The sequence below is a fragment of the Ureibacillus sp. FSL K6-3587 genome (genome assembly GCF_038593165.1).
GTDB lineage: Bacteria > Bacillota > Bacilli > Bacillales_A > Planococcaceae > Ureibacillus > Ureibacillus suwonensis.
This window is the reverse complement of sequence record NZ_CP151969.1, coordinates 610,443-635,011: the sequence shown is the minus strand read 5'-3', so window position 1 is coordinate 635,011 and position 24,569 is coordinate 610,443. Positions and strand designations below refer to the sequence as shown.

The window sequence follows — 24,569 nt, the reverse complement described above, 5'->3', positions numbered from 1 at the left end:
TACGGAAAAAGTTATTAAATTAACCATCCTGAGGAGGATTTGTATAATGCCATTAGTATCAATGAAAGAAATGTTGATTAAAGCGAAAGAAGGAAAATATGCGGTTGGTCAATTTAATATTAACAACCTAGAATTTACTCAAGCCATTTTGCAAGCGGCTGAAGAAGAAAAATCTCCTGTCATTCTTGGCGTTTCCGAAGGCGCTGGAAAATATATGGGCGGTTTCATCGCTGTTGTCCACATGGTGAAAGGCTTAATGGAAAGCTACAACATTACGGTTCCTGTTGCCATCCACTTAGACCACGGTTCCAGCTTCGAAAAATGTAAAGAAGCTGTTGACGCAGGTTTCACTTCCGTCATGATCGATGCATCCCACAAACCATTTGAAGAAAACGTAGAAATTACAAAAAAAGTTGTTGAATATGCCCATGCGAAAGGCGTTTCTGTCGAAGCGGAACTTGGTACGGTAGGCGGACAAGAGGACGATGTGGTGGGCAGCGGTATCATTTATGCGGATCCGCAAGAATGTAAACAACTTACTGAACTCACTGGCATTGACTGCTTGGCTCCGGCATTAGGATCTGTACACGGACCATACAAAGGGGAACCAAAACTAGGCTTCAAAGAAATGGAAGAAATCTCTAACTTGACAAACCTTCCACTTGTTCTTCACGGCGGAACAGGTATCCCAACAAAAGACATTCAACGCGCCATTTCATTAGGAACAGCCAAAATCAACGTAAACACAGAAAACCAAATTGCCGCAACAAAAGTGGTTCGTGAAATTCTTGAAAAAGATCCGAAACTTTACGACCCACGCAAATACTTGGGACCTGCCCGCGAAGCCATCAAAGAAACAGTGATCGGCAAAATCCGCGAATTCGGAAGCTCCAATAAAGCGTTTGAATAATCGGTATCCGAAAAATTTTGCGCTTCCAAGTCAAACGAAAATAATATGCTTCCTTTTAACAGTACCACGACAGCATAAAAAAGATTTCGAATGATGGCATAAAAATAGTTCGAAATGATTGTTTATTTTTTACCAAGAAGTGTCTAGTATAGTCTTTAACAATAAAAAAGTTCACTTCGAAAACGGTACAAGGAGAAGTGTCGGATGGCGACCTTCTCTTCATTTTTAATGAAACAGGGGAGTGCTAATATGAAATTTTTTATCGATACAGCGAACTTCGATGAAATCAAAGAAGCATACTCATGGGGGATTCTTTCAGGCGTGACGACGAATCCTTCATTGGTGGCAAAAGAAGAAGGGATTTCCTTCCATGATCGTCTTCGCGAAATTGCGGAACTTGTCGATGGATCCGTCAGCGGAGAAGTCATTTCATTGGATGCGGAAGGAATGATCAAGGAAGGGCTTGAATTGGCAAAAATCGCACCAAATATCACAATCAAACTGCCAATGACGCCGGAAGGATTAAAAGCTTGCAAATATTTCTCTGAAAAAGGGATCAAAACCAATGTCACATTAATTTTCAGCGCAAACCAGGCGCTTTTGGCAGCCCGTGCAGGCGCTACGTACGTTTCTCCTTTCGTTGGAAGGTTGGATGACATCGGACAAAACGGTGTGGAATTGATTGCGCAAATTGCGGAAATCTTTGACATCCATCAAATTGAAACTGAAATCATTGCGGCATCCATCCGTCATCCGCAGCATGTCATCGATGTCGCATTGGCGGGTGCGGACATTGCCACAGTTCCGTTTAAAGTGCTCAAGCAAATGTTCAACCACCCATTGACAGACAAAGGAATCGAAACATTTTTGGCCGACTGGGAAAAACGCAATCAACAATAAAAATACAGGTACCTTGTTTAGTTTCCCGAAAGAACAGAAAAGAATAAAGATAAGATGAAATTGCTATCAACTTTTGCGGGACAGAAATAAACTATAGTTAATGAATTTGTTTTTCTAATGCGTATTTAAGTGGAAAAAAGACCATAATAAAGGAAACTTTCCAATCACGAGGGAGAACGCGTATGGATGTTTATAAAATTATTGGCGGAAATCGATTAAAAGGAACAGTTAAAGTCAGTGGAGCTAAAAATAGTGCCGTTGCGTTAATACCCGCATCCATCCTTGCCAACTCGCCGGTGACGATCGGCGGGATCCCCGAAATTTCGGACGCTTTTACGTTGAAAGCATTACTGGAGGAAATAGGCGGAGAAGTCGTTTTCCAAAATGGACAAATGACGATCGATCCCACAAATATGACGCCGATTCCATTACCAAACGGCAATGTGAAAAAACTTCGTGCCTCCTATTACCTCATGGGTGCAATGCTTGGACGGTTCAAAAGGGCGGTCATTGGACTTCCGGGCGGATGTTTCCTGGGACCGCGCCCAATCGACCAGCATATCAAAGGCTTTGAAGCTTTAGGGGCGAAAGTGACCAATGAGCACGGCGCTATTTATTTGAGAGCGGAAGAATTGACCGGTGCCAAAATCTATCTGGATGTTGCAAGCGTGGGGGCAACAATTAACATTATGCTTGCGGCTGTTCGCGCCAAAGGGAGAACCATCATCGAAAACGCCGCGAAAGAACCGGAAATCATCGACGTTGCCACACTGCTTACAAACATGGGGGCGAACATTAAAGGGGCCGGAACAAGCGTCATCCGGATCGAAGGGGTCGACGAACTTCATGGAACGAATCATGTGATCATCCCGGACCGAATCGAAGCGGCCACTTTTATGATTTACGCAGCGGCTTTGGGAGATGGCGTGACGATTGACAACATCATCCCGCTCCATTTGGAAGCTGTCACTGCAAAATTGCGTGAAATGGGCGTCAAAGTGGAAGAAGGCGAAGAGAGCATCTTCATTCCGAAAACGGACCTTTTGCAAGCGGTTGACGTGAAAACCCTTGTTTATCCAGGGTTCCCCACTGATGTTCAACAACCCCTCTCCGTATTGATGACACAAGCCATTGGTGCCTCAAAAATTACGGAAACCATCTATACATCTCGCTTTAAACATATTGACGAATTAAGACGCATGAATGCCAATGCAAGAGTGGAAGGCAATACGGCCATCATTCAAGGGCCTACAAAATTGCATGGCTCCAAAGTGACGGCAACCGATCTTCGGGCAGGTGCCGCATTGGTGCTGGCAGGTCTTTTGGCTGAAGGGGAAACGGAAATTCACGATATTTATCATATTGAAAGAGGCTACAGCCACTTTGTAGAAAAATTGCGCAGTCTCGGAGCGGATATACGCAAAGAATCGATCACCGTAAGTACGGTGGAAAGAGCTGAGTAAAATCGAATTATATGATACAATAGCATTTGGAAACGAAAGTCACGGTTATTGTAGTAGGAGGAACCAGTTATAATGGAACGTAGTTTAACAATGGAAATCGTACGCGTCACAGAAGCAGCGGCAATTGCATCCGCCAAATGGATGGGACGCGGTTTGAAAAACGAAGCCGACCAAGCAGCGACTTCAGCCATGAGAGCTTTATTTGATACAATCCCAATGCACGGTAGAGTGGTAATCGGCGAAGGTGAAATGGATGAGGCGCCAATGTTGTATATTGGCGAGGAACTGGGCCTTCGCAACGGCGGTCCTGAAGTGGATATCGCCGTCGACCCGCTGGAAGGAACAAACATTGTCGCAAAAGGCGGCAATGGGGCCATTACGGTAGTTGCCATCGCAGACCGCGGAAATTTATTGCATGCACCGGATATGTACATGGAAAAAATTGCGGTTGGTCCTGAAAGCAAAGGAAAAATTGATATCAACGCCTCCGTCACTGAAAATTTGAAAGCGGTGGCGGAAGCAAAAAATAAATCCGTTTCGGACGTTGTGGCCATCATCCTTGACCGGCCACGCCACCAACATATCATTGACGAAATTCGTGCTGCCGGCGCCCGCATCAAATTCATCCAGGATGGAGATGTGAGTGCCGCCATCAGCACAGCATTCGATGAAACGGGAATCGACATCATGTTCGGTACCGGCGGAGCTCCGGAAGGCGTCCTTGCCGCTGCCGCATTGAAATGTTTGGGTGGAGATTTCCAAGGAAGACTTGTCCCTCAAAACGACGAAGAATTGAAACGCTGCATCAGCATGGGTCTCGATGTTTCGAAAGTATTGTATTTAGATGACCTCGTCAAAGGGGACGATGCGATTTTTGCTGCAACAGCAGTAACGGACAGCGAGTTGTTAAAAGGTGTTCAATACAAAGGAGAATACTGCCTGACAAACTCTCTTGTCATGCGTGCCAAAACCGGCACAGTCCGCTTCATTGAAGGCCGCCACAATATGATTAAAAAACCGAATTACGTAAAAGAATAATGCTTCTCATTCCGGAGATGTCTGATAGTATATTAAATATATGTCAGGCATCTCTTTCACCCTTCAAATCATTCCAACCAATCATTTTCCAAAACGTATAGACAAAATAATAAAAAGACTGGAGTAATGCTATGTCTCTCACGATTGCTCAATTAGAAAACATGACACTGAAGGAGTTATATAATCTCGCACGAGAGTATAAGATTTCCTATTACAGTAAATTAACAAAGAAAGAATTGATCTTTGCCATACTGAAATCCCGTTCAGAATTGGAAGGGTACTTCTTTATGGAAGGGATACTGGAAATCGTCAATTCGGAAGGATTCGGATTCCTTCGACCGATCAACTATTCGCCTTCCAAAGAAGACATTTACATCTCTGCTTCACAAATTCGCCGTTTTGACCTTCGAAATGGTGATAAAGTTTCCGGTAAAGTACGCCCGCCTAAAGAAAATGAACGATATTACGGATTGCTTCAAGTCGACGCAGTCAACGGAGAAGATCCGGAAATCGCAAAAGAACGCGTTCACTTCCCAGCTTTAACTCCACTCTATCCGAATCGACAAATCAAGCTTGAGACGACACCTGATAAGTTATCGACAAGAATCATAGATTTGGTGGCACCGATTGGATTTGGACAACGCGGTTTAATTGTGGCGCCGCCAAAAGCGGGTAAAACGACGTTATTAAAAGAAATTGCCAACGCCATCACAACCAACCATCCGCAGGCGGAACTCATTGTGCTGTTGATTGACGAACGTCCGGAAGAAGTGACGGACATTGAACGTTCCGTGAAAGCGGATGTGGTAAGTTCGACATTCGATGAAGTGCCGGAAAATCACGTGAAGGTGGCCGAATTGGTATTGGAACGTGCCCGCCGCCTTGTGGAGCATAAACGGGATGTTATCATTTTGATGGACTCCATTACAAGACTTGCCCGGGCTTATAACTTGGTGATTCCGCCAAGCGGAAGAACGTTATCCGGCGGGATTGACCCGGCAGCGTTCCACCGTCCAAAACGGTTCTTCGGTTCCGCCCGTAACATTGAAGAGGGCGGCAGTTTGACGATTTTGGCCACAGCGCTAATCGATACCGGTTCCCGAATGGATGAGGTCATTTATGAAGAGTTCAAAGGGACGGGGAATATGGAATTGCATTTGGACCGCAACCTGGCAGAACGCCGCATCTTCCCGGCATTGGATATTCGCCGATCCGGCACGCGCAAAGAAGAACTGCTCATTCCGCAAGAACAATTGGATAAGCTTTGGGCGATCCGGAAAACTTTCACCGACGCGCCGGACTTTACGGAACGTTTCTTGAAAAAACTCCGCTCAACGGAATCCAACGAAGAATTTTTCGAGATTTTAAATGAAGAAATGAAAAAAGTGAAAGGCAAAGGGTTGCTTTAACGGTTCAATGATTTGATTTATGATTTGATTTGCATTATACTTTAACTTGAATGTTTAAAAATTGTATGTTATGATGATTCAGTATGTGACGTGTGCATATGTAACTGGCATATTCGGGTTATGTAAGGCACAGTACGATTAAATAACTCTGTTCCAGAAAAAATGGTTCAGGGCGGGAGGTAAACGAATATGAAACAAGGAATTCATCCAGAATACCACACTGCAACAGTTACATGCTCTTGCGGTAACACATTCCAAACAGGTTCAGTGAAAAAAGACATTCGCGTTGAGGTTTGCAACGAATGTCACCCATTCTACACTGGACGTCAAAAATTCGCGACTGCTGCTGGTCGTGTGGATCGTTTCAACAAAAAATACGGTCTCAAATAAGAAGTTTAAAATGCCTGCCAAAAAATCTGGCAGGCATTTTTTTAAGTCAAATAGAGATTTCCATTATCTTCAAAACATCTGGGATAAAAAAGAGGGAGAACGATGGCTCAATTATTTTTTAAATACGGGGCAATGAACAGCGGAAAATCCTTTGAAATTTTGAAAGTTGCACATAATTATGAAGAACAGGACAAGCCGGTGCTAATGTTCACTTCCGGCATCGACAATCGGGATGAAGTTGGATACGTGTCAAGCCGCATCGGCATGCGACGAAAAGCCATCCCCGTTTTTGATGATACCGACATGTTTGAAATCGTGAAAAATTATCCTGAAAAATTGTATTGTGTCCTTGTGGATGAAGTGCAATTTTTGAAGAAACATCATGTGCTCCAATTGGCAAAAATTGTGGACGTATTGGACATCCCGGTAATGGGCTTCGGATTAAAAAACGACTTTCGCAACGAATTGTTTGAAGGCAGCAAATACATGCTCCTTTATTCGGATAAAATCGAGGAAATGAAAACGATCTGCTGGTTCTGCCATAAAAAAGCGACGATGAACTTGCGGATTGATGAAAGTGGCAAACCGGTTTATACCGGCGAACAAATCCAAATTGGCGGAAACGATACATATTATCCCGTTTGCCGTAAATGCCATGCGAATCCGCCGTTGTGAGTGCTTGAAGATTATAAAATGAGGCGGGATCTACACCAAATGAGGAAGTAAACGCACTAAATGAGGCCATATCCGCACCAAACGGGTAAGTAAACACACTAAATATGGCGGCATCCGCACGAAACGGGGAAACAAACGCACCAAATGAGGCGGCATCCGCACGAAACGAGGAACCAAACGCACCAAATGAGGCGGCATCCGCACGAAACGAGGAACCAAACGCACCAAATGAGGCGGCATCCGCACGAAACGAGGAACCAAACGCACCAAATGAGGCGGCATCCGCACGAAACGAGGAACCAAACGCACCAAATGAGGCGGCATCCGCACGAAACGAGGAACCAAACGCACCAAATGAGGCGGCATCCGCACGAAACGAGGAACCAAACGCACCAAATGAGGCGGCATCCGCACGAAACGAGGAACCAAACGCACCAAATGAGGCGGCATCCGCACGAAACGAGGAACCAAACGCACCAAATGAGGCGGCATCCGCACCAAAATTAGAACCAAACGCACCAAATGAGGCGCATCCGCACCAAAAGTAGAACCAAACGAACTAAATGTGGCTATATCCGCACTAAATGAGAATGTATCCGCCCAATACAGAGGCAACTTTGGCCCAAGCCGAAACTTAATCAACCAGTAGCACAACCTATGCATTTTCTTTATACTAATAAAGTCAAAGAAATTACGAAGCGAAGGCCTTTTCATATTAATCGAACTACAAACGAGGTGAACTACATGTTTGATAAACTGCAAGCAGTAGAAGATCGCTACGAACGTTTAAACGAATTGCTCAGCGATCCCGAGGTCGTAAACGATGCAAAAAAGCTCCGCCAATATTCAAAGGAACAGGCGGATATCCAGGAAACAGTGGAAGTCTATCGGGAATACAAAAAAACTAAAGAAGAGCTTGAAGATGCCAAACAAATGCTGGAAGAAAAGCTCGATCCGGAAATGCATGAACTGGTCAAAGAAGAATTCAATACATTGAAAAATAAAATCCAAGAGCTGGAACAACGATTAAAAATCCTTCTTCTTCCGAAAGACCCGAACGATGACAAAAACGTCATCATGGAAATACGCGGAGCTGCGGGAGGGGATGAAGCAAACATCTTCGCCGGGGACCTTTTCCGCATGTACACGCGCTATGCCGAATCCCAAGGCTGGAAAGTGGAAGTGTTGGAAGCTTCCCCAAGCTCAAGCGGTGGATATAAAGAAATCATCTTCATGATCAACGGAAATGGCGCCTATTCCAAATTCAAATTCGAAAACGGTGCCCATCGCGTGCAACGGGTGCCGCAAACGGAATCCCAAGGGCGCATCCACACATCCACTGCGACGGTGGCCGTTCTGCCGGAAGTGGAAGATGTGGAAATCGAAATCAATGAAAAAGATATCCGCGTTGATACATTCGCCGCATCCGGAGCAGGTGGGCAACACGTCAATACAACGATGTCGGCTGTCCGCATGACCCACATTCCAACAGGGATTGTCGTATCCATGCAGGATGAACGCTCCCAAATCAAAAACCGCGAAAAAGCCATGAGAGTCCTTCGTGCCCGTGTGGCGGACTTCTACAACCGGGAAAAACAAAAAGAATTGGATGCAGCAAGAAAATCCGCCGTTGGTACAGGGGACCGTTCCGAGCGCATCCGCACTTACAACTATCCGCAAAACCGCGTCACTGACCATCGAATCGGCTTAACGATTCAAAAACTGGACCAAATCATGGAAGGAAAGCTTGATGAAATCATTGACGCGCTCATCATGGAAGATCAAGCTTCCAAATTGGCGAGATTAAATGAAGAAGCATAATACTGTCTTTGAGGCCCTCCATTGGGCTTCTTCTTTTTTAACGGAACATGGCCGTGACGCCAATGCGGGAAGAATTTTGATGCAGCACCTATACGGAACGGACTACACAGGCATCACCATGCGCATTCATGAAGAAATGCCGGAGCAAAAATGGAATGAATTTCGGGAAATGGTGGAACAGCACGCAAAAGGAAAACCCGTTCAATATATCACCGGAACGGAAGAATTTTATGGAAGAACTTTTCATGTGGATGAATCCGTCCTTATTCCGCGGCCGGAAACGGAAGAATTGATCGTTGGCGCCATCGCTAGGATGAAAAAACTGTTCGGGGAAAACGTGGAGCTGAAACTTGCGGACATCGGCACAGGCAGCGGCATCATCGCGATTACGATGAAACTGGAATGGCCCCATGCCAAAGTCACGGCAACGGATATTTCGGAGGCGGCCCTTGAAACGGCCAAACGGAACGCGGCACATTTGCAGGCGGATATCGATTTCCGCCTCGGTGATTTGACGGAGCCGATCGCAGGAGAAAAATGGGATGTCATTTTATCCAATCCTCCATACATCGCCTATCATGAACGGGAAGAAATGTCGGATGTGGTGTTGGAACATGAACCCCATCTCGCCCTCTTTGCGGAAGAAGACGGGTTGCAATGCTACAGAAGATTGGCGGAATCTTTGCCCAATCTATTAAATCAACCGGCCTTGATTGGTGTTGAAATCGGATACCAGCAAGGGGAAGCGGTGGCAAAACTCTTCCAAGCCAGTTTTCCACAAGCCGAAATCGAAATTGTCAAAGATATTAACGGAAAAAATAGATTTGTTTTTTGTATAATCGATGTATAAAAATCTTCCTCCCTGTCCATGATGATGGCAGGGAGGGAAAATACAATGTTAAATGATTACGAGATTATCAGAAAAGAAAATGACCGAATTCATCCGATCATCAGCATATTAAAATTGATTGCGTCAAGTCTTGCGGTCTATTGTTTTCTATTAATGGTTCCGGATTTGGTGGATCAATTCTATGAAGCTCGTGAAAATATGATAGATGATTCATTGAAAATCCGCGTGATTGCCAACAGCAACACAAAGGCGGATCAGGCGTTGAAAAATGAAATGGTCGCAAGCCTCGAGCCGATTTTCTCAGAAATCCAGTACAATGAAATGCATCAATTGGATAATGATGAAGCTTTCGCGAAGTTGGCCACTTATATTGGGCAACATTATTCAGAGGTGGATGTGAAAATCAACAGGGGCGAACATTTAATACCACCCAAATGGGATGGACATGCATTTTATCCACAAGCCTATTATGATTCGCTGGTGTTGACGATTGGCGCAGGCCGTGGGGATAACTTCTGGTGCAGCATTTTCTCCAATTTGTGCGAACGTCCGAGCGACCAGGAAAAAGAAGAAGCGGAAAAAGAAGAGGAAAAAGAGGTCCGGTTCCTTGTTTGGGAATGGCTGAAGAAATGGTTTGCATAAAAGCATTGACGAGGCGAAATATGATCACCGCTGGAAGGTTATTCACAGCAATGGGTACCCATTCGAGAAATTTCGACAAGTTTTCCACTATTTTCAGAAAAGTTATACACATTTTACACAAAATTATCCACAAAATGTGGATAAAATTTCAGAATTTCAGTTTTTTCAGGAGATGACATACATGGAAACAGTCCAACTTATTGTGGATAAAGAAGTGGATAAAGAAAATATTTATTCACAAGCTGTGGATTTATTGAATCAGGGGGAAGTGGTTGCCTTTCCGACTGAAACGGTATATGGTCTTGGGGCGGTGGCAATCAATGAAGAGGCTGTGAAGAAAATTTTTGAAGCGAAAGGACGTCCTTCCGATAATCCCCTTATTGTACATATTGGAACGATTGAAGAAGTTTCGGCGTATGTGGAAGAAATTCCGGAAAAGGCGAAGAAATTGATGGAACGCTTTTGGCCAGGCCCGTTGACGCTCATACTGAAAGCGAAACCGGGCGTGCTTGCAAAGAACGTGACAGCGGGTTTATCCACGGTCGGGATTCGCATGCCCGATCATGAAGTGGCCCTCGGACTCCTCAGAACTTTGAAAAAACCACTGGCGGCTCCCAGTGCCAACCGCAGCGGAAAGCCAAGTCCGACAAAGGCTGAGCACGTATATGAAGACTTGCAGGGCCGTATTCCTTTAATTTTGGATGGCGGTACGACGGGGATTGGCATTGAATCCACCGTATTGGATGTGACGGTGAATCCCCCGGTGATTTTGCGTCCGGGCGGTGTCACAAAGGAAATGCTGGAAGCGGAAATCGGGGAAGTGATAGAACCGACTCCGAAAGAGCAGCAACTGGAATCCGCACCGAAAGCCCCTGGGATGAAATATACCCATTATGCACCGGAAGCGCCAGTCTATTTAATAGAAAACGACTGCAAAAAAATTGAACAAGCCATTGAGGAGCTGAAGAAAAAAGGGCATAAAGTGGCCCTTCTCGCGCCGTCCCATTGTGCGGCAGCTTCGGCGGATTATTTTTTCCCTTTTGGCGAGGAGGAAGATCAACAGCAAATGGCTGCCAAACTTTATGATTCACTCCGCGCATGCGATAAAACCGATGCGACCATCATTTTGGCGACCACCACTTCAGCAGAAGGCGTCGGCGCAGCCATCATGAACCGGCTGTACAAAGCGGCAGGGGGGAAATATATGGAGGTGCCGGGCACATAATAAGTGTTCGGCATTTAAAATGATGGTTGCTTATCCCCCTCCATAATATTCCTGCACCGAAAATCATATGATAGAGTGCCTGACAGTTTCATAAAGAAAAGAGGAAATGACTTGAAGGAAATTTTTTCTGGACTTATCGTCTCATTGGATGTGGTCGCACTCTATTTATTGATTTCGGATGTAAAAAGCCGCTTTTTGCTCTCCATGTGGACAGCCATCCTTCATATGCTTTTTCCAATCATCGGTTTCACATTAGGCAATTGGATGCTTCAAATTTTAATGCAATGGTCGAATATTGTATCGAGCGCTCTTTTATTTTTTATCGGGCTGCAAATTATTTTATCATCAAAGAATGCCCATTTCTCCATCCCCATTGGATTATTGGCGATTACAGCCAGTTTAGACACCTTTTCAGTGAGTATTTCTTTTGGTATGCTTAACTTACAAAAATATTATTTTATAGCAAGTGCAGGAATATGGACTTTTATCCTATCATATATCGCTTTATATGCAGCAAAAGCCGGCATTTCAATAAAAAGTACACCATTTAAATGGATTGCGGGCATATCTTTAATTACAATAAGTGTATATACATTATGGGAACAGTAATAAGAAAGAGTGAGAGGGTACCATGAACATTTATTTTGTTTGCACAGGAAACACATGCAGAAGTCCAATGGCTGAAGCGATTTTGAAACACAAAAATATAGAAGGCATCAATGTAAAGTCAGCAGGAATTTTTGCGTTGGAAGGGGGAAAAATGTCGGAACATTCAAAAACCGTTTTGGAGCAGGAAAATATCGATTTCCAGCATACCACAAGACAAGTCAATGAAGAGGATATCGAATGGGCGGATCTGATTTTGACCATGACCACAGCCCATCGCGATATGATTATGCAATTTTATGAAAAAGCAAAAGGAAAAACGTATACGCTTAAAGAATATGTTACACCGTATAGTTCTTTAGATGTATCTGACCCCTATGGCGGCGATTTGAACACTTATAAAAACACATATGAAGAATTGAACAGACTGATTGATGAATTAGTCAAGAAAATCACTGGAGGTGATCAACAGGATGAAGAAAATGTTTAGTATCCGCAAGAAGCTTGTGCTGTTTGTCGGCATTTTGGCGGTCATTACATATTCCACAAGCTTCGTCTTTATTCGCTTTTTGCATCCTTATTTTTTCTCTCAATTCATTCCGAATGAATTGCTCTTTGAAATTATTACATACTTATTGGGGATCACATGGTCATGCATACTGGCGGGAATCTTCAGCGTTGTGTTGACGAAACCGTTGGAAAACCTGGAGAAAACCGCAACAAGGGTGGCGGAAGGAAAGATTGGGCAAGATGTGGAAATGCCAAAAACCCATGACGAAATCCGTTCGGTGGCGGAAGCTTTCCAATTGATGCTCCAAAACTTGCGCCAAATGGTGGAAAGTATTGATATCAACTTCCAAAAAACGAATGAAACAATCATTGAATTGTCCGAGCAGACTTCAAGAGCCACAAGAAAAGCGGAGATCATTGCCGATACGGTTGGGCAAATTTCATCGGGGGCGGAAGCATCTGCCATTGCGGTGACAGAAACTGTTGAAGCGATTGAAGATGTGCGCCAACTGGCTACGGAAGTCAATGCGAAGGCTTTGAATTCAAAAGAAGAATCATTGCAAATGCTGGAAAACTTGAAAGTGACCTCCAGCGCGTTCAACAATTTGATTGAGAGCATTCAAAAAATTACATACGGAAACGAACAAGCCCTTGAAAGCATTCATCAGTTGGAGAAAAATGCCGAGCAAATCGGAAATATCATCAGTCTGGTCGGGGATATTGCCGCGCAGACCAACTTGCTCGCATTGAATGCCTCCATTGAAGCCGCAAGAGCAGGGGAACATGGAAAAGGCTTTGCGGTGGTGGCTGAAGAAGTGCGCAATCTGGCGGATGAAAGCGCGAAGGCGGTGCAAGGAATCACCGACTTGATCAAAACGATGCAAGAAAATGTGGTTATCGTTGTAAATCAAATGAACGAACAAGTGACTTTTGCGAAAAGTGAATCCGCCAAAATTTCGGAAGCAACAGTGATTGTCGAGCAAATGGCAAGCAAAGTCCGCGGCATGGCAGATACAGTGATTCAAATTTCCCGGTTGATTGAAAAGCAGATGGTGAATATCGAAACGACTGCCCATCAGTCCCAGGAAGTTGCGGCGATTGCGGAAGAAACATCGGCTGGCGCAACGGAAGTGAAAGGTTCAACGGTTGAACAAGCGGCAAGCTTGGAACAAGTGGAAAAACTCTCAGAAGAATTGAAACGACAATCCGAGCAATTATACAAATTCATTCAACAATTCGATCGTTCAAACTAATACATACTAATACTTATCAAAGGGTTCCTGTTTTTAAGGGGGATGAAGGATGAGAAAGTTCAAAGGGGTCATTACATCCGTATTCACTGTCGGGCTCATCATGGGGCTTGGTGCATGCAGCGGTGATACCGACGAAGCGGCAGTAAAGAAAGAAACCCAGGAAGAAAAGGTGAATGAAGCTTTGGCGGCGGAAGGGGAGAAAGTCGTCAAATCCAGCTGCACAGGCTGTCATGGTATCGATTTAACAGGAGATCTTGGACCAAATTTACATAATCTCTCACTATCCAAAGAAGAAATCATCGAACTATTGATCAAAGGCCGGAAAACCATGCCGCCTGGAACTGCAAACGGCATGGAAGAAGAAGTGGCCGAGTATTTATTGACATTAAAATGAAGATACATACATTCCTCTCGAACGGCATCTTTCGCCGTTCGAGTTTTTTTAGTGCGCCTGGCATGGGTGTAATCTATAGGGTGTAAGTCCCGAACTGTGAAGGCAGAAGTAACAGTTAGCTTAACGCAAGGGTGTCCGTGGTGACGCGGAATCTGAAGGAAGCGAGCGGCAAACTTCCGGTCTGAGGAACACGAACTTCATATAAGGCTAGGTATCATTGGATGAGTTTGCTAAACAAAACAAAGTCCTTTCTGCCAAAGGTGGTACAGAGTAAATGAAGCAGATAGATGGAAGGAAAGATTACATTCTTACCCGGGGAGGTCTGGCGGATATGTGAAATACTCTTCATAACCTACTTAGTGATCAGTAGCTGAACCGTCAGAAGTCAGCAGAGGTCATAGTATTAGTTGGTTTAGAACTACTAAGAAGGACCGAACAATTAAGAGAGAATAGCCCTTGGCATTCAGTGAGTCATGATGAACACAGAAAACGTAGTACCTCACTTGAGGAAGGAAGCGGTGAATCCCGTGGGAGACCTCTTGGAGGGTGGAGTGACCACTGGCATAAAGAGAACAGCTATTCACGGAAGTTATAAAAACTTGCGTCAATGATCTTAATTGAACCGCCGTATACGGAACCGTACGTACGGTGGTGTGAGAGGACGGGAGTTAATCGCTCCCTCCTACTCGATTGGGAGTGGGGGGATTGGTGGGATTTGAGGGTTTGGCGATTATTTTTTTCGTATGGGCGATGATCCCTTCTACGGCAGGCATAATTTTTTCGCTTGGCTATTATTTTGGTGATTGTGGCGAATATGTTTGATAGGTTGGCGATGATCCTTTCCGGAGAGGCGATGATTCCGGCGATTTGGGCGATGATCGGCCAAGAAGCGCCCTTTATTCTCCCGTGCGCTTTTATCCAAAAAATAGGCTCACCCTCACGAGGCTGAAGAAATTGCGCCAAAAAAATCGCAGTACAAACCAAATGCTTGGTCTGTACTGCGATGGGTTGGGATAGTTGAGCAGCGGGTCGTTTTTGGAATCCCTGGTGCAATCGCCCTTGTTCTTATTCAGTAATTTTAAACATTGCACGGATGGCAGGAATGCCTGTGCCAGGGTGATCATCCCGGTACGTCAACATCGGTCTTAAATAATAGTCCGGTTGAATCTGCTGACCTTTATAGATGGAAGGGTAGATATCGATGAATTGGTAGCCCGGTTCGCCCGTTGCCACCAGCTTCAATGTGACCGTTCCTTGGGTGTTGAAACCGCAAATATATCCAACGTAACTGTTGTTGTATAAAACGGCCAAGGCATTATCGAATTCCGTCCAACCGGAACCTTTGATTGTGATCACGAATTCCGTGCCAACCGGTCCTGATGATGGGGAGATGGACGCAATCGATGGCAAAATTCTTAAATACGTTTGACCGTACACTTCATCGCCCACTTTGACATCGATCAAGTGAGGCAGCCCGCCCAAATCATCCGGTACCGCAAACTCATATTTCAAGTTTCCTTTATCATCCGTTTTTGCTTCGCCCAAATCGAATATTTCCGGGCCATATCCTTCCGCTGTGACGCGCGTTCCGACCATCGTATGCCAGTCAAATGTCACTTTCTCGTTTTTCGGAAGTCCTGAAGCTGTCAAAACGACCCTTTCACCGACAGTGCCTTCAGACCGATCGAGTGTGACCTTTACACCCTCTTTGTTTTTCGGTTCTGACATCTTGATGCCGCCTTCCGCCGCGTCCGGCGCCTCTTCCACATAAGATTCGGTTGTGACCGGCTCATCGGAAGTAATTTCGAATGTGAAATAATGGGTGCTGATATAGTTGATGGCGGAACTGCTCCGGCTTAAATATGGAAATCCGCTGGCGCCGCTTTCCACCGTGATGCTGTGAAGGCCTTTCTTTCCGGCTGCCCGGAATACGGCTTCCGCTTTGCCGTTCGTTGTGACCGCTGTAATCATGCCGGTATATTTATTATCCCAGTTCACGTGCCACAAACTGCCGAACATTTTCCAGCTCAAGCCTTCTCCCTTGATTGTGACTTCCGTTCCGGGAGGGCCGGATGCCGGACTCATGGTGAATACGGTTTCGACGAAGAAGTTGGCTTTTGCGACCACTTCATCGTCCTGATAGATCAGGATATCGTGGTCATCTCCGAAACCATCCGGAATGGAAAAGGTTCCTTCCCATTTTCCATCCGCATCCGCCTTGCCTTCCGCAACCACTTTTTCCACCGGTTCATAAGCCGATCCGATGAAAGAGTAGTTATCTTCAATTTGGAAAGTGCCAACCATGTCGACCCAAACGGCTTTTAACGGTTTATCCGGTTTTAAGGAGTCGACGGTGAGAGTCACTTCATCGCCGATGCGTCCGCTGCTTTTGCTCAGCGAAATATTTCCGATGAGATTCATTTCTTTTGCTTCTTCTGAATTTTCTGCGGCATTTGCCTTGTTGTCATCCGATTTTTCGGATTCTTGTCCGGCTTCTGTGCATCCTGCCATGATGATTGCGACAAAAAGTAGGAAGGTCATGAGTCGAAGGCGATTCATCATGAAGCAGTTTCCTCGCCTTCAGAAGATGCCGACTCTTCCGCCGCCTTTTCTTGTGCGGCTTGCGTTAATTTCGCTTCTTCGCCTTTTTCAAGGATTGTCAACTTCGATAAAGAAACATCAAATGGTTGGTAAGTATACTCTTTGCCATCCACTTCCGCCACAATCTGATAATCCAATGTTCCGGTAGGGAAATCGTCCGGAATTGTCCAGCTCACGGTATAAAGCAACGTTCCTTCTTCCCCGTGCGGCCCAAGCTTCATTTCATACTCGTCCCCAGTGGCCAAAACCACTTTCACCTTTGCATCTTCAACGGTTTTATTAGTCGCCTGATCCAACACATTGGCGCGGAACACGATTGTGTGGCCCCGTTCAAATCGGCTGTCCACTACACATACGGCATCCGCTTGCAGGTGGGAATTGATGGTGTCACCTAAAACGACAATTGGCGGTTCCGATGTTTCAGTTTTTTCCGGCTCTTTTGAAGAATCGTCTTCGCTACACCCCGTTACAAGCAGTGCCGCAAACAACACCCCTGCCAAAAAATTTCTTTTCTTCATCCTTCTCCATCCTCCTTTGTTCATTAAACTTTCTTCCTATTAAAATATAAAAAACTGGAAGTTACATTTATTATATACCATTAAGTAGCTTAAATGAAACAGAAAAAAAAAGATTTATAGATTAAAAATGGGACTTAAAACAGAAAGGGTAGGAACGACGCACCACGTTTCATCCATTGGTGGGGAATAAGTTTTATCCGGCGGAAAAAATTCCGAATAATTCTGTTTGAAAACAAAAAAAATATTCATTCATCCATTGAAAAATGAACGTTTTTTATGGAATTTAGAAAAAACATTCGTATTTTAATAAAAAGTCGGTTCAAAAAGATGTGAAAATCCGTGTTAATCTTTTATAATTAGTGGTACACTGTTGTTATCAAGAAGCTTGAGGAGGTAAACATGTGAAAGTAGCCATTTCATCAGACCATGGCGGCAATCGTTTGCGCAAAGAAATCATGGATCTGTTAGATGAGTTGAATATTGAATATGAAGACTTTGGCCCAAAAACAGACGATTCCGTTGATTATCCGGACTATGCTCTTCCAGTGGCTGAAGGTGTGGCAAGCGGCAAGTTTGACCGGGGCATTTTAATTTGCGGAACCGGCATTGGCATGTGCATTGCGGCGAATAAAGTGAAAGGTGTCCGCTGTGCATTGGTCCACGATGTGTTTAGTGCAAAAGCGACAAGATGCCATAATGACTCCAACGTCCTTGCGATGGGGGAAAGAGTCATCGGTCCTGGACTTGCGCGGGAAATCGTGAAAACATGGCTGAACACGGATTTTGAAGGCGGCCGTCATGAACGCCGCGTAAAAAAAATTGCGGAACTTGAAGGGTGATCCTTCCTATGACTCTTGAAGCCATTCGAAATCAAATCACGCAATTGCTTTCGGAATTTGAAGAGCAAGTGGAACTGTTGCCGGGGCAATTATTTGTGGTCGGCTGCTCCACATCGGAAATCAAAGGCTCAAAAATTGGCACAGCCGGTTCCATGGAAATTGCGGAAGTGTTGTATGAGGTATTGGATGCATTCGCCAAACAACATGGGGTTTATCTCGTTTTTCAAGGATGCGAACATATCAACCGCGCATTGACATTGGAACAGGAAGCCGCTGAAAAATATGGGCTTGAACCGGTATCGGTCATCCCTGTTCAAAAAGCGGGCGGTTCCATGTCCGCATACGCATACCGGAAAATGAACAATCCCGTTGTCGTTGAACATGTCCGGGCACATGCCGGCATCGATATTGGCCAAACGTTCATCGGCATGCATTTGAAGGATGTAGCCGTTCCTGTCCGCACATCTGTCCGCCAAATTGGTGAAGCGATTGTGGCGGCGGCCAAAACCCGTCCAAAACTCATCGGAGGCAGCCGCGCCGTTTACGAACTGCAAGATGGAACGACATGTCATTGAGCAGCTGGGCTGTTTTTGGCAACATGTCATAAAATATATATTTTTTCAAATGGATGTTTATGCAACTTTCAACATAGTCAATAATCCATATTCTTCATGCTGAATTTCGGGCGGATGACATTTTAGTTGAATGAATGCCCGGCCGTTCAGCATGGGGGATTTTTCCTGCGTTTTTTGCCGTTTAGGGAAGCATTCGTTGGATTCCCACAACATGGCTGGGGAGATCTTCCCTGAAATGTTTATAAAAAAATATTAAATTAGTAGGAGGAACTTTGATGGCTTACGAAAAATTGGCAGCCCAAGACAAGGCTGTACTTGAAGCAATTTTAAATGAAAAGAAACGTCAACAGGAAAACATTGAATTGATCGCATCTGAAAACATCGTTTCCGAAGCGGTGATGGAAGCGCAAGGATCTGTTTTGACAAACAAATATGCGGAAGGCTATCCTGGCAAACGTTATTACGGCGGATGCGAATACGTGGACGTAGTGGAAGACATCGCCCGCGACCGCGCGAAAGAATTGTTCGGCGCAAAATTTGCGAACGTGCAACCGCACTCTGGCGCCCAAGCGAACATGGCGGTTTATTTCTCCGTGTTGGAACCGGGTGACACTGTGCTGGGAATGAATTTGGCCCATGGCGGTCACTTGACGCACGGTTCGCCGGTCAACTTCTCCGGTATCCAATACAATTTCGTTGAATATGGCGTAACAAAAGATACAAATGTCATTGATTATGATGATGTCCGTGCAAAAGCGTTGGAACATAAACCAAAATTGATTGTTGCAGGCGCTTCCGCTTATCCTAGAGTGATTGATTTCAAAAAATTCCGCGAAATCGCTGATGAAGTGGGCGCTTACTTCATGGTGGACATGGCGCACATCGCCGGTCTTGTGGCTGCCGGTGAACATCCATCTCCTGTGCCATATGCGCATTTCACAACAACGACAACACACAAAACATTGCGCGGTCCTCGCGGCGGTTTAGTGTTGACCAATGATGAAGAATTGGCGAAGAAAATCGATAAAGCGGTATTCCCTGGAATCCAAGGCGGTCCGTTAATGCATGTCATCGCTGCTAAAGCGGTAGCATTCGGTGAAGCGTTGAAACCTGAATTCAAAGAATACGCAAAACAAATCAAGAAAAATGCCCAAGTGCTTGCGGAAACTTTGATTTCTGAAGGCCTTCAAATCGTATCCGGAGGAACGGACAACCACTTATTGCTTGTGAACGTGAAATCTGTCGGCCTCACTGGTAAAGTGGCGGAAAAATTATTGGATGAAGTGAAAATTACTGTAAACAAAAACTCCATCCCATTCGATGAAGAAAAACCATTTGTCACTTCCGGTATCCGTATCGGAACACCTGCCATCACAACTCGCGGCTTTAAAGAAGAAGACGCGAAAGAAGTCGGCTTGATCATCGCGAAAGTATTGAAAAATCCTGAAGATCAAGCGGTGAAAGAAGAAGCCCTTGCCCGCGTCAAAGCATTGACGGACAAATATCCAATTTACGAAGATTTAGTGGTAGGCAAATAATTTTATAAAATCCCGCTCAAGCTGTTTGAGCGGGGTTTTTTTATGGAAGAAAGGGTTTTTTGGGCCGTTTCATTTGCCGGACGGCGGATTGTTGTGTTGGAGGGGGATAAAATTTTGGGTTGGCGGGAAGGAAGGCCCTTAAAGAAAAACGGAGTCATTCCCGTCCCAACGTAATCTCCTTTCAAAAAAAGCGCAAATCACGCACCATAAGGTCTCACTGCAAAAAATCCAACCCAAACTGCTGGACTTTATCGCACAGAAACTGTAATAATTCATATGGAAACTTGCAAAAAATACAAAAACCCCTCACGGAATGTACATAAACTTCCAATAGAAATTGACAACTATGTTAATGGTGTGATTATTGGTTTTCTAATGTAATGTTTTTTGTTATACTAGGTTGGATAAAGTGGAACAATAATGCCACTGTGAGTCCGTAATAGACATCAAAAATTTAATCTTTGTAGAAGTTAGGAGCGAATTACATGAGCAGAGTATATGTATTTGATCATCCATTAATCCAACATAAGTTAACGTATATTCGCGATAAAAATACCGGCACAAAAGAATTTCGTGAACTTGTTGATGAAGTTGCAACATTGATGGCATTCGAAATCACACGCGATCTGCCTACGGAAGAAATCGAAATTGAAACACCGATCACAAAAGCGAAAACAAGAGTGCTTGCAGGAAAGAAAATCGCTCTTGTTCCCATTTTGCGTGCGGGAATCGGAATGGTTGACGGCGTATTGAAATTGATCCCGGCTGCAAAAGTGGGCCACATCGGTTTATACCGCGATCCTGAAACGTTGAAACCGGTGGAATATTATGTAAAACTTCCGCAAGATGTGAAAGACCGCGACTTTATCGTAGTGGACCCGATGCTTGCGACAGGGGGATCCGCGGTGGAAGCGATCAATGCGTTGAAAAAACGCGGGGCGACCAACATTAAATTCATGTGCTTGATCGCTGCACCGGAAGGCGTGGAAGCTTTACAAAAAGCTCATCCGGATGTGGACATTTTCATTGCCGCCCTTGATGAAAAATTGAACGAGCACGGCTACATCGTTCCTGGTTTGGGCGATGCGGGAGACCGCTTATTCGGTACAAAATAAAAATGGCCGCCGCTTCAATCAAATGAAGCAGCCGCCTTCTTGAAAGACACAACAAACCATGAATAGAAGCGTCCTTCATTTTGAAGGGCGTTTTCCACTGTTCAACGAATCCTTTATCGCACTGATTAAGAACGGTTCAAACTCAGGTTTGCACCTTTGGAAGGGAGAATCATCCATTGCAAAAAATCAAAGTGATGACCATATTTGGCACAAGACCAGAAGCCATCAAAATGGCGCCGGTCGTGTTGGAACTGCAAAAGCACCAGGACCAAATCGAATCCATCGTCACAGTCACGGCACAGCATCGCCAAATGCTCGACCAAGTGCTGGAGACATTCGAAATCACCCCTGACTATGACTTGAATATCATGAAAGACCGGCAAACATTGATTGATGTCACAGTCAATGCCCTTCAAGGGTTGGACAAAGTCATGAAAGAAGCAAAACCGGACATCGTGTTGGTTCATGGCGATACAACGACAACCTTCGTCGGAAGCCTTGCCGCATTCTACAACCAAATCGCCATTGGCCATGTGGAAGCGGGCCTCAGAACCCACAATAAATATTCGCCGTATCCGGAAGAAATGAACCGGCAACTGACAGGGGTCATGGCGGATCTCCATTTTGCGCCGACGGAACAGTCCAGACAAAATCTGCTGAAAGAAAACAAAAATCCAGAAACGATTTTTGTCACAGGAAATACGGCGATCGATGCATTGAAAACAACCGTGAAGGAACATTACACGCACCCGATCCTTGAGAAAATCGGAAGCGACCGCATGATTCTCTTGACGGCCCACCGTCGTGAAAACTTGGGCGAACCGATGCGTCACATGTTCCGCGCCATCAAACGCCTGCTTCAGGAACACGATGATGTGCAAGTGGTTTATCCGGTGCATTTGAATCCGGCTGTAAGAGAAGTGGCGAATGAAATTTTGGGGAACGATCCGAGAATCCATTTGATCGAGCCGTTGGAAGTGTTTGATTTCCATAACTTCGCAGCCCGTTCATACATGATATTGACAGATTCAGGCGGCGTTCAGGAAGAAGCGCCATCACTCGGAAAACCTGTGCTTGTCTTAAGGGATACAACGGAGCGTCCTGAAGGGATTGCGGCAGGCACTTTGAAACTGGCGGGAACAAACGAAGAAAACATTTACCGTTTGGCGAAGGAACTGCTGGAAGATGAAGAGGCTTACAACCAAATGGCGAAAGCGTCCAATCCTTACGGAGACGGTTTTGCATCCAGACGGATCGTTGATGCTTTACTGACATATTTCCATGAGAAGAAACAATAAATCATTTCAATAAAAAAAGCTATTTGAGTATAAAAATATAAATAATTATTGTAACAAATATCAATAATTTCTAAAACAGATTTTCATAAGTAAATTTGTCAACATTTTGACAAAATAATTTCGCTGTGAAGTTTTTCACTAAAACGCATTGACATCAAAAATTCCCTATTGTATGCTTACAAAGTGTATGAATACTAAAGGGATTCTTTCACAAAATGATACTCAAACCCTTGTAATATCAAGTTTCTACTACAGATACGGTGGGAACGTGGAATGAGAATTTTGGGAACGTGGAAGAGTCTGAATACAAGAGCCAAATAAGGGTAAAAATACTTAGCGGTAAAAAATTTTGCCCTTATATGAAAGATGTTTCCATTTTACACCATGGTTGAATGGTGAGGCAAATAATAGGATTCAGGAGATTATACGATGTTGGATTTGCACCGGATTTTCGATAAGCAGAAAAAAGCTTTATTTTTTTTGCTTGCCCTCTGTGTATTGGGATGGTTCTTTACACCATATCCAACGATTTTTTCTGGGTTGGGAATCGGTGCGATTTTTGGTACTTACAACTTTTGGATCCTTGTTCGTCGGATGGACAAGTTCGACCGTTCCTATCGTGAAGGTAAACGTTCAGTGTCTCTTGGTTCAGGTTTGCGCTTTGCATCTGCAGTTGCTGCAGTCGCAATACCAATCTCGTTGCCAAACTACTTTAATGTTGTTAGCTCAGTCATTGGGTTAATGATACCTTATATCTTCCTCTTTATTGAGGCCTTATATAGTTTAATAAAAACTAGGAATTAGGTCCATTTGAAAGTGAGGTGAGTGCAAAAAATGGAACATGGAGCACCGGAGTATACTCTGCATTTAGGAAATATTCCAATTACATTCAACTTGGCTACAATCTTAACTTTGTTAGTTACAGCGACTATTGTATTTATCATCGCGTTCATCTCTACAAGAAATCTCCAGTTGAAACCAACAGGTATGCAAAACTTCATGGAATGGGTAATGGACTTTGTTAAAGGGATTATCAAAAGCAACATGGACTGGAAAACGGGTGGTCGATTCCACGTATTAGGAATTACCCTCATTATGTTCATCGCTGTTGCCAACATGCTAGGTCTCCCATTCTCAGGTATTTACATCCATGGCGATCTATGGTGGAAATCACCGACCGCAGATCCTGTTGTCACTTTGACTCTAGCTTCAATGGTAACTGTGCTTGCAACATTTTACGGTATTAAATTACATGGTACAGGACATTATTTCAAAACATTCGTCCAACCAAAATCATTCTTATTACCACTGAAAATCATCGAAGAATTCGCAAACACTTTAACTCTCGGTTTGCGTCTTTATGGTAACATCTACGCAGGTGAAATCCTTTTAGGATTGCTTGCAGGTCTAGCCAGCTCATCAGTTTTAGGCTTCATCGGAGCCATCATCCCAACAATGGCATGGCTAGGGTTCTCAATCTTCATCGGCTTTATCCAAGCCTTTGTATTTACTATGTTAACAATGGTTTATTTATCACACAAAGTGAGCAAAGACCATTAATTAATAAATTCATAGTGTCTATACATTATGAGTATCAAACAAAAAATTAAAAAATAATTCCAAGGAGGAAATATAAAATGGGTCTTTTAGCAGCAGCAATTGCAATCGGTTTAGCAGCACTAGGTGCAGGTATTGGTAACGGTTTAATCGTATCTCGTACAGTAGAAGGAATCGCACGTCAACCAGAAGCGCGTGGCGTACTTCAAACTACAATGTTCATCGGGGTAGCGTTAGTTGAGGCCTTACCAATCATCGCAGTAGTTGTTGCGTTCATCGTAATGAACCGATAATTGGTTCCATGTGGCGAAGGATGATTTACAAAAAGAAACTTCGCCATTCCTTTTATTTTCAATGTTTAAGCTGAACAGTTTTTAATAAAAATGACTGATAGAAAAGCAATGAAAAGTTTTGAACATAAATGGCTCTCTTCAAATTTCGG

Annotated in this window: 27 protein-coding genes; 25 read left to right on the top strand and 2 right to left on the bottom strand. The window is 44.3% G+C overall.

The window, feature by feature from the left end; genetic code table 11:
- The first annotated feature begins 46 nt into the window (after window positions 1-46).
- The 17 genes from NSS77_RS03095 to NSS77_RS03015 all read left to right on the top strand — a co-directional run bounded on the left by NSS77_RS03095 (window position 47) and on the right by NSS77_RS03015 (window position 14,697).
- A complete protein-coding gene (locus NSS77_RS03095) occupies window positions 47-910 on the top strand; it encodes a class II fructose-bisphosphate aldolase (protein WP_342470336.1) in 864 nt (287 codons plus the stop codon).
- A 249-nt stretch (window positions 911-1,159) separates the two neighbouring features.
- Window positions 1,160-1,810 (top strand): fructose-6-phosphate aldolase, encoded by a 651-nt coding sequence (fsa, locus tag NSS77_RS03090; RefSeq protein WP_342470335.1) that lies wholly within the window; start codon window positions 1,160-1,162, stop codon window positions 1,808-1,810.
- Between the two features lie 182 nt (window positions 1,811-1,992).
- Window positions 1,993-3,273 carry a UDP-N-acetylglucosamine 1-carboxyvinyltransferase gene (locus NSS77_RS03085; RefSeq protein ID WP_342470334.1) on the top strand — a complete coding sequence of 427 codons (1,281 nt, stop codon included), beginning with the start codon at window positions 1,993-1,995 and terminating at the stop codon, window positions 3,271-3,273.
- 72 nt (window positions 3,274-3,345) lie between these two features.
- Window positions 3,346-4,311, top strand: coding sequence for a class II fructose-bisphosphatase (glpX, locus tag NSS77_RS03080; protein ID WP_342470333.1), 966 nt, complete (start codon window positions 3,346-3,348; stop codon window positions 4,309-4,311).
- Window positions 4,312-4,442: 131 nt separating this feature from the next.
- Window positions 4,443-5,720 (top strand): transcription termination factor Rho, encoded by a 1,278-nt coding sequence (rho, locus tag NSS77_RS03075; RefSeq protein ID WP_342470332.1) that lies wholly within the window; start codon window positions 4,443-4,445, stop codon window positions 5,718-5,720.
- A gap of 189 nt (window positions 5,721-5,909) precedes the next feature.
- Window positions 5,910-6,110, top strand: coding sequence for a 50S ribosomal protein L31 (gene rpmE / locus NSS77_RS03070; RefSeq protein WP_208651628.1), 201 nt, complete (start codon window positions 5,910-5,912; stop codon window positions 6,108-6,110).
- Between the two features lie 102 nt (window positions 6,111-6,212).
- The gene (locus tag NSS77_RS03065; RefSeq protein WP_342470331.1) at window positions 6,213-6,785 is read left to right on the top strand and encodes a thymidine kinase; all 573 of its coding nucleotides are present in this window, start codon (window positions 6,213-6,215) and stop codon (window positions 6,783-6,785) included.
- A gap of 104 nt (window positions 6,786-6,889) precedes the next feature.
- Window positions 6,890-7,333 carry a hypothetical protein gene (locus NSS77_RS03060; protein ID WP_342470330.1) on the top strand — a complete coding sequence of 148 codons (444 nt, stop codon included), beginning with the start codon at window positions 6,890-6,892 and terminating at the stop codon, window positions 7,331-7,333.
- 196 nt (window positions 7,334-7,529) lie between these two features.
- Window positions 7,530-8,606 (top strand): peptide chain release factor 1, encoded by a 1,077-nt coding sequence (prfA, locus tag NSS77_RS03055; protein WP_342470329.1) that lies wholly within the window; start codon window positions 7,530-7,532, stop codon window positions 8,604-8,606.
- Window positions 8,593-9,456: a peptide chain release factor N(5)-glutamine methyltransferase gene (gene prmC, locus NSS77_RS03050; protein WP_342470328.1), complete on the top strand. Its 864-nt coding sequence runs from the start codon at window positions 8,593-8,595 to the stop codon at window positions 9,454-9,456. The genes prfA and prmC overlap by 14 nt, the downstream gene beginning before the upstream one ends.
- A gap of 45 nt (window positions 9,457-9,501) precedes the next feature.
- A complete protein-coding gene (locus tag NSS77_RS03045) occupies window positions 9,502-10,098 on the top strand; it encodes a stage II sporulation protein R (protein WP_342470327.1) in 597 nt (198 codons plus the stop codon).
- A 181-nt stretch (window positions 10,099-10,279) separates the two neighbouring features.
- Window positions 10,280-11,323: an L-threonylcarbamoyladenylate synthase gene (locus NSS77_RS03040; protein ID WP_342470326.1), complete on the top strand. Its 1,044-nt coding sequence runs from the start codon at window positions 10,280-10,282 to the stop codon at window positions 11,321-11,323.
- 111 nt (window positions 11,324-11,434) lie between these two features.
- Window positions 11,435-11,932 (top strand): manganese efflux pump, encoded by a 498-nt coding sequence (locus tag NSS77_RS03035; protein ID WP_342470325.1) that lies wholly within the window; start codon window positions 11,435-11,437, stop codon window positions 11,930-11,932.
- Window positions 11,933-11,954: 22 nt separating this feature from the next.
- Window positions 11,955-12,419, top strand: a complete 465-nt coding sequence (locus tag NSS77_RS03030) for a low molecular weight protein arginine phosphatase (protein ID WP_342470324.1) — start codon at window positions 11,955-11,957, stop codon at window positions 12,417-12,419.
- Window positions 12,403-13,692: a methyl-accepting chemotaxis protein gene (locus NSS77_RS03025; RefSeq protein ID WP_342470323.1), complete on the top strand. Its 1,290-nt coding sequence runs from the start codon at window positions 12,403-12,405 to the stop codon at window positions 13,690-13,692. The genes NSS77_RS03030 and NSS77_RS03025 overlap by 17 nt, the downstream gene beginning before the upstream one ends.
- A gap of 49 nt (window positions 13,693-13,741) precedes the next feature.
- A complete protein-coding gene (locus NSS77_RS03020) occupies window positions 13,742-14,086 on the top strand; it encodes a cytochrome c (protein WP_342470322.1) in 345 nt (114 codons plus the stop codon).
- A 473-nt stretch (window positions 14,087-14,559) separates the two neighbouring features.
- A complete protein-coding gene (locus NSS77_RS03015) occupies window positions 14,560-14,697 on the top strand; it encodes a hypothetical protein (protein WP_342468482.1) in 138 nt (45 codons plus the stop codon).
- Window positions 14,698-15,151: 454 nt separating this feature from the next.
- On the opposite strand, the gene NSS77_RS03010 is transcribed toward NSS77_RS03015, so the two are convergent.
- Window positions 15,152-16,648 (bottom strand): IPT/TIG domain-containing protein, encoded by a 1,497-nt coding sequence (locus NSS77_RS03010; RefSeq protein WP_342470321.1) that lies wholly within the window; start codon window positions 16,646-16,648, stop codon window positions 15,152-15,154.
- Window positions 16,645-17,205 carry a hypothetical protein gene (locus tag NSS77_RS03005; RefSeq protein ID WP_342470320.1) on the bottom strand — a complete coding sequence of 187 codons (561 nt, stop codon included), beginning with the start codon at window positions 17,203-17,205 and terminating at the stop codon, window positions 16,645-16,647. The genes NSS77_RS03010 and NSS77_RS03005 overlap by 4 nt, the downstream gene beginning before the upstream one ends.
- Before the next feature lie 401 nt (window positions 17,206-17,606).
- On the opposite strand from NSS77_RS03005, the gene rpiB reads away from it, so the two are divergent.
- The 8 genes from rpiB (at window position 17,607) to atpE (ending at window position 24,420) form a co-directional block, all read left to right on the top strand.
- Complete coding sequence (gene rpiB, locus NSS77_RS03000; protein WP_342470319.1) at window positions 17,607-18,044, top strand: ribose 5-phosphate isomerase B; 438 nt, start codon at window positions 17,607-17,609, stop codon at window positions 18,042-18,044.
- Window positions 18,045-18,052: 8 nt separating this feature from the next.
- Window positions 18,053-18,619 carry a TIGR01440 family protein gene (locus NSS77_RS02995; protein ID WP_342470318.1) on the top strand — a complete coding sequence of 189 codons (567 nt, stop codon included), beginning with the start codon at window positions 18,053-18,055 and terminating at the stop codon, window positions 18,617-18,619.
- 275 nt (window positions 18,620-18,894) lie between these two features.
- A complete protein-coding gene (gene glyA / locus NSS77_RS02990) occupies window positions 18,895-20,157 on the top strand; it encodes a serine hydroxymethyltransferase (protein WP_342470317.1) in 1,263 nt (420 codons plus the stop codon).
- A 485-nt stretch (window positions 20,158-20,642) separates the two neighbouring features.
- The gene (upp, locus tag NSS77_RS02985; RefSeq protein ID WP_342470316.1) at window positions 20,643-21,272 is read left to right on the top strand and encodes a uracil phosphoribosyltransferase; all 630 of its coding nucleotides are present in this window, start codon (window positions 20,643-20,645) and stop codon (window positions 21,270-21,272) included.
- A gap of 194 nt (window positions 21,273-21,466) precedes the next feature.
- Window positions 21,467-22,570, top strand: a complete 1,104-nt coding sequence (gene wecB, locus NSS77_RS02980; RefSeq protein WP_342471179.1) for a UDP-N-acetylglucosamine 2-epimerase (non-hydrolyzing) — start codon at window positions 21,467-21,469, stop codon at window positions 22,568-22,570.
- A 429-nt stretch (window positions 22,571-22,999) separates the two neighbouring features.
- Window positions 23,000-23,374 carry an ATP synthase subunit I gene (locus NSS77_RS02975; protein ID WP_342470315.1) on the top strand — a complete coding sequence of 125 codons (375 nt, stop codon included), beginning with the start codon at window positions 23,000-23,002 and terminating at the stop codon, window positions 23,372-23,374.
- 30 nt (window positions 23,375-23,404) lie between these two features.
- Window positions 23,405-24,130: a F0F1 ATP synthase subunit A gene (gene atpB / locus NSS77_RS02970; protein ID WP_342470314.1), complete on the top strand. Its 726-nt coding sequence runs from the start codon at window positions 23,405-23,407 to the stop codon at window positions 24,128-24,130.
- A 77-nt stretch (window positions 24,131-24,207) separates the two neighbouring features.
- Entirely contained in the window at window positions 24,208-24,420 is a 213-nt protein-coding gene (gene atpE / locus NSS77_RS02965) for a F0F1 ATP synthase subunit C (RefSeq protein ID WP_016837239.1), read from the top strand.
- The last annotated feature ends 149 nt before the right edge of the window (window positions 24,421-24,569 follow it).

Bases quoted from the DNA above. Each gene is read 5' to 3' on its own strand.
- NSS77_RS03095 (WP_342470336.1), top strand. From the start codon at position 47: ATGCCATTAGTATCAATGAAAGAAATGTTGATTAAAGCGAAAGAAGGA.
- fsa (WP_342470335.1), top strand. From the start codon at position 1,160: ATGAAATTTTTTATCGATACAGCGAACTTCGATGAAATCAAAGAAGCA.
- NSS77_RS03085 (WP_342470334.1), top strand. From the start codon at position 1,993: ATGGATGTTTATAAAATTATTGGCGGAAATCGATTAAAAGGAACAGTT.
- glpX (WP_342470333.1), top strand. From the start codon at position 3,346: ATGGAACGTAGTTTAACAATGGAAATCGTACGCGTCACAGAAGCAGCG.
- rho (WP_342470332.1), top strand. From the start codon at position 4,443: ATGTCTCTCACGATTGCTCAATTAGAAAACATGACACTGAAGGAGTTA.
- rpmE (WP_208651628.1), top strand. From the start codon at position 5,910: ATGAAACAAGGAATTCATCCAGAATACCACACTGCAACAGTTACATGC.
- NSS77_RS03065 (WP_342470331.1), top strand. From the start codon at position 6,213: ATGGCTCAATTATTTTTTAAATACGGGGCAATGAACAGCGGAAAATCC.
- NSS77_RS03060 (WP_342470330.1), top strand. From the start codon at position 6,890: ATGGCGGCATCCGCACGAAACGGGGAAACAAACGCACCAAATGAGGCG.
- prfA (WP_342470329.1), top strand. From the start codon at position 7,530: ATGTTTGATAAACTGCAAGCAGTAGAAGATCGCTACGAACGTTTAAAC.
- prmC (WP_342470328.1), top strand. From the start codon at position 8,593: ATGAAGAAGCATAATACTGTCTTTGAGGCCCTCCATTGGGCTTCTTCT.
- NSS77_RS03045 (WP_342470327.1), top strand. From the start codon at position 9,502: ATGTTAAATGATTACGAGATTATCAGAAAAGAAAATGACCGAATTCAT.
- NSS77_RS03040 (WP_342470326.1), top strand. From the start codon at position 10,280: ATGGAAACAGTCCAACTTATTGTGGATAAAGAAGTGGATAAAGAAAAT.
- NSS77_RS03030 (WP_342470324.1), top strand. From the start codon at position 11,955: ATGAACATTTATTTTGTTTGCACAGGAAACACATGCAGAAGTCCAATG.
- NSS77_RS03025 (WP_342470323.1), top strand. From the start codon at position 12,403: ATGAAGAAAATGTTTAGTATCCGCAAGAAGCTTGTGCTGTTTGTCGGC.
- NSS77_RS03020 (WP_342470322.1), top strand. From the start codon at position 13,742: ATGAGAAAGTTCAAAGGGGTCATTACATCCGTATTCACTGTCGGGCTC.
- NSS77_RS03015 (WP_342468482.1), top strand. From the start codon at position 14,560: ATGATGAACACAGAAAACGTAGTACCTCACTTGAGGAAGGAAGCGGTG.
- NSS77_RS03010 (WP_342470321.1), bottom strand. From the start codon at position 16,648: ATGATGAATCGCCTTCGACTCATGACCTTCCTACTTTTTGTCGCAATC.
- NSS77_RS03005 (WP_342470320.1), bottom strand. From the start codon at position 17,205: ATGAAGAAAAGAAATTTTTTGGCAGGGGTGTTGTTTGCGGCACTGCTT.
- NSS77_RS02995 (WP_342470318.1), top strand. From the start codon at position 18,053: ATGACTCTTGAAGCCATTCGAAATCAAATCACGCAATTGCTTTCGGAA.
- glyA (WP_342470317.1), top strand. From the start codon at position 18,895: ATGGCTTACGAAAAATTGGCAGCCCAAGACAAGGCTGTACTTGAAGCA.
- upp (WP_342470316.1), top strand. From the start codon at position 20,643: ATGAGCAGAGTATATGTATTTGATCATCCATTAATCCAACATAAGTTA.
- wecB (WP_342471179.1), top strand. From the start codon at position 21,467: ATGACCATATTTGGCACAAGACCAGAAGCCATCAAAATGGCGCCGGTC.
- NSS77_RS02975 (WP_342470315.1), top strand. From the start codon at position 23,000: ATGTTGGATTTGCACCGGATTTTCGATAAGCAGAAAAAAGCTTTATTT.
- atpB (WP_342470314.1), top strand. From the start codon at position 23,405: ATGGAACATGGAGCACCGGAGTATACTCTGCATTTAGGAAATATTCCA.
- atpE (WP_016837239.1), top strand. From the start codon at position 24,208: ATGGGTCTTTTAGCAGCAGCAATTGCAATCGGTTTAGCAGCACTAGGT.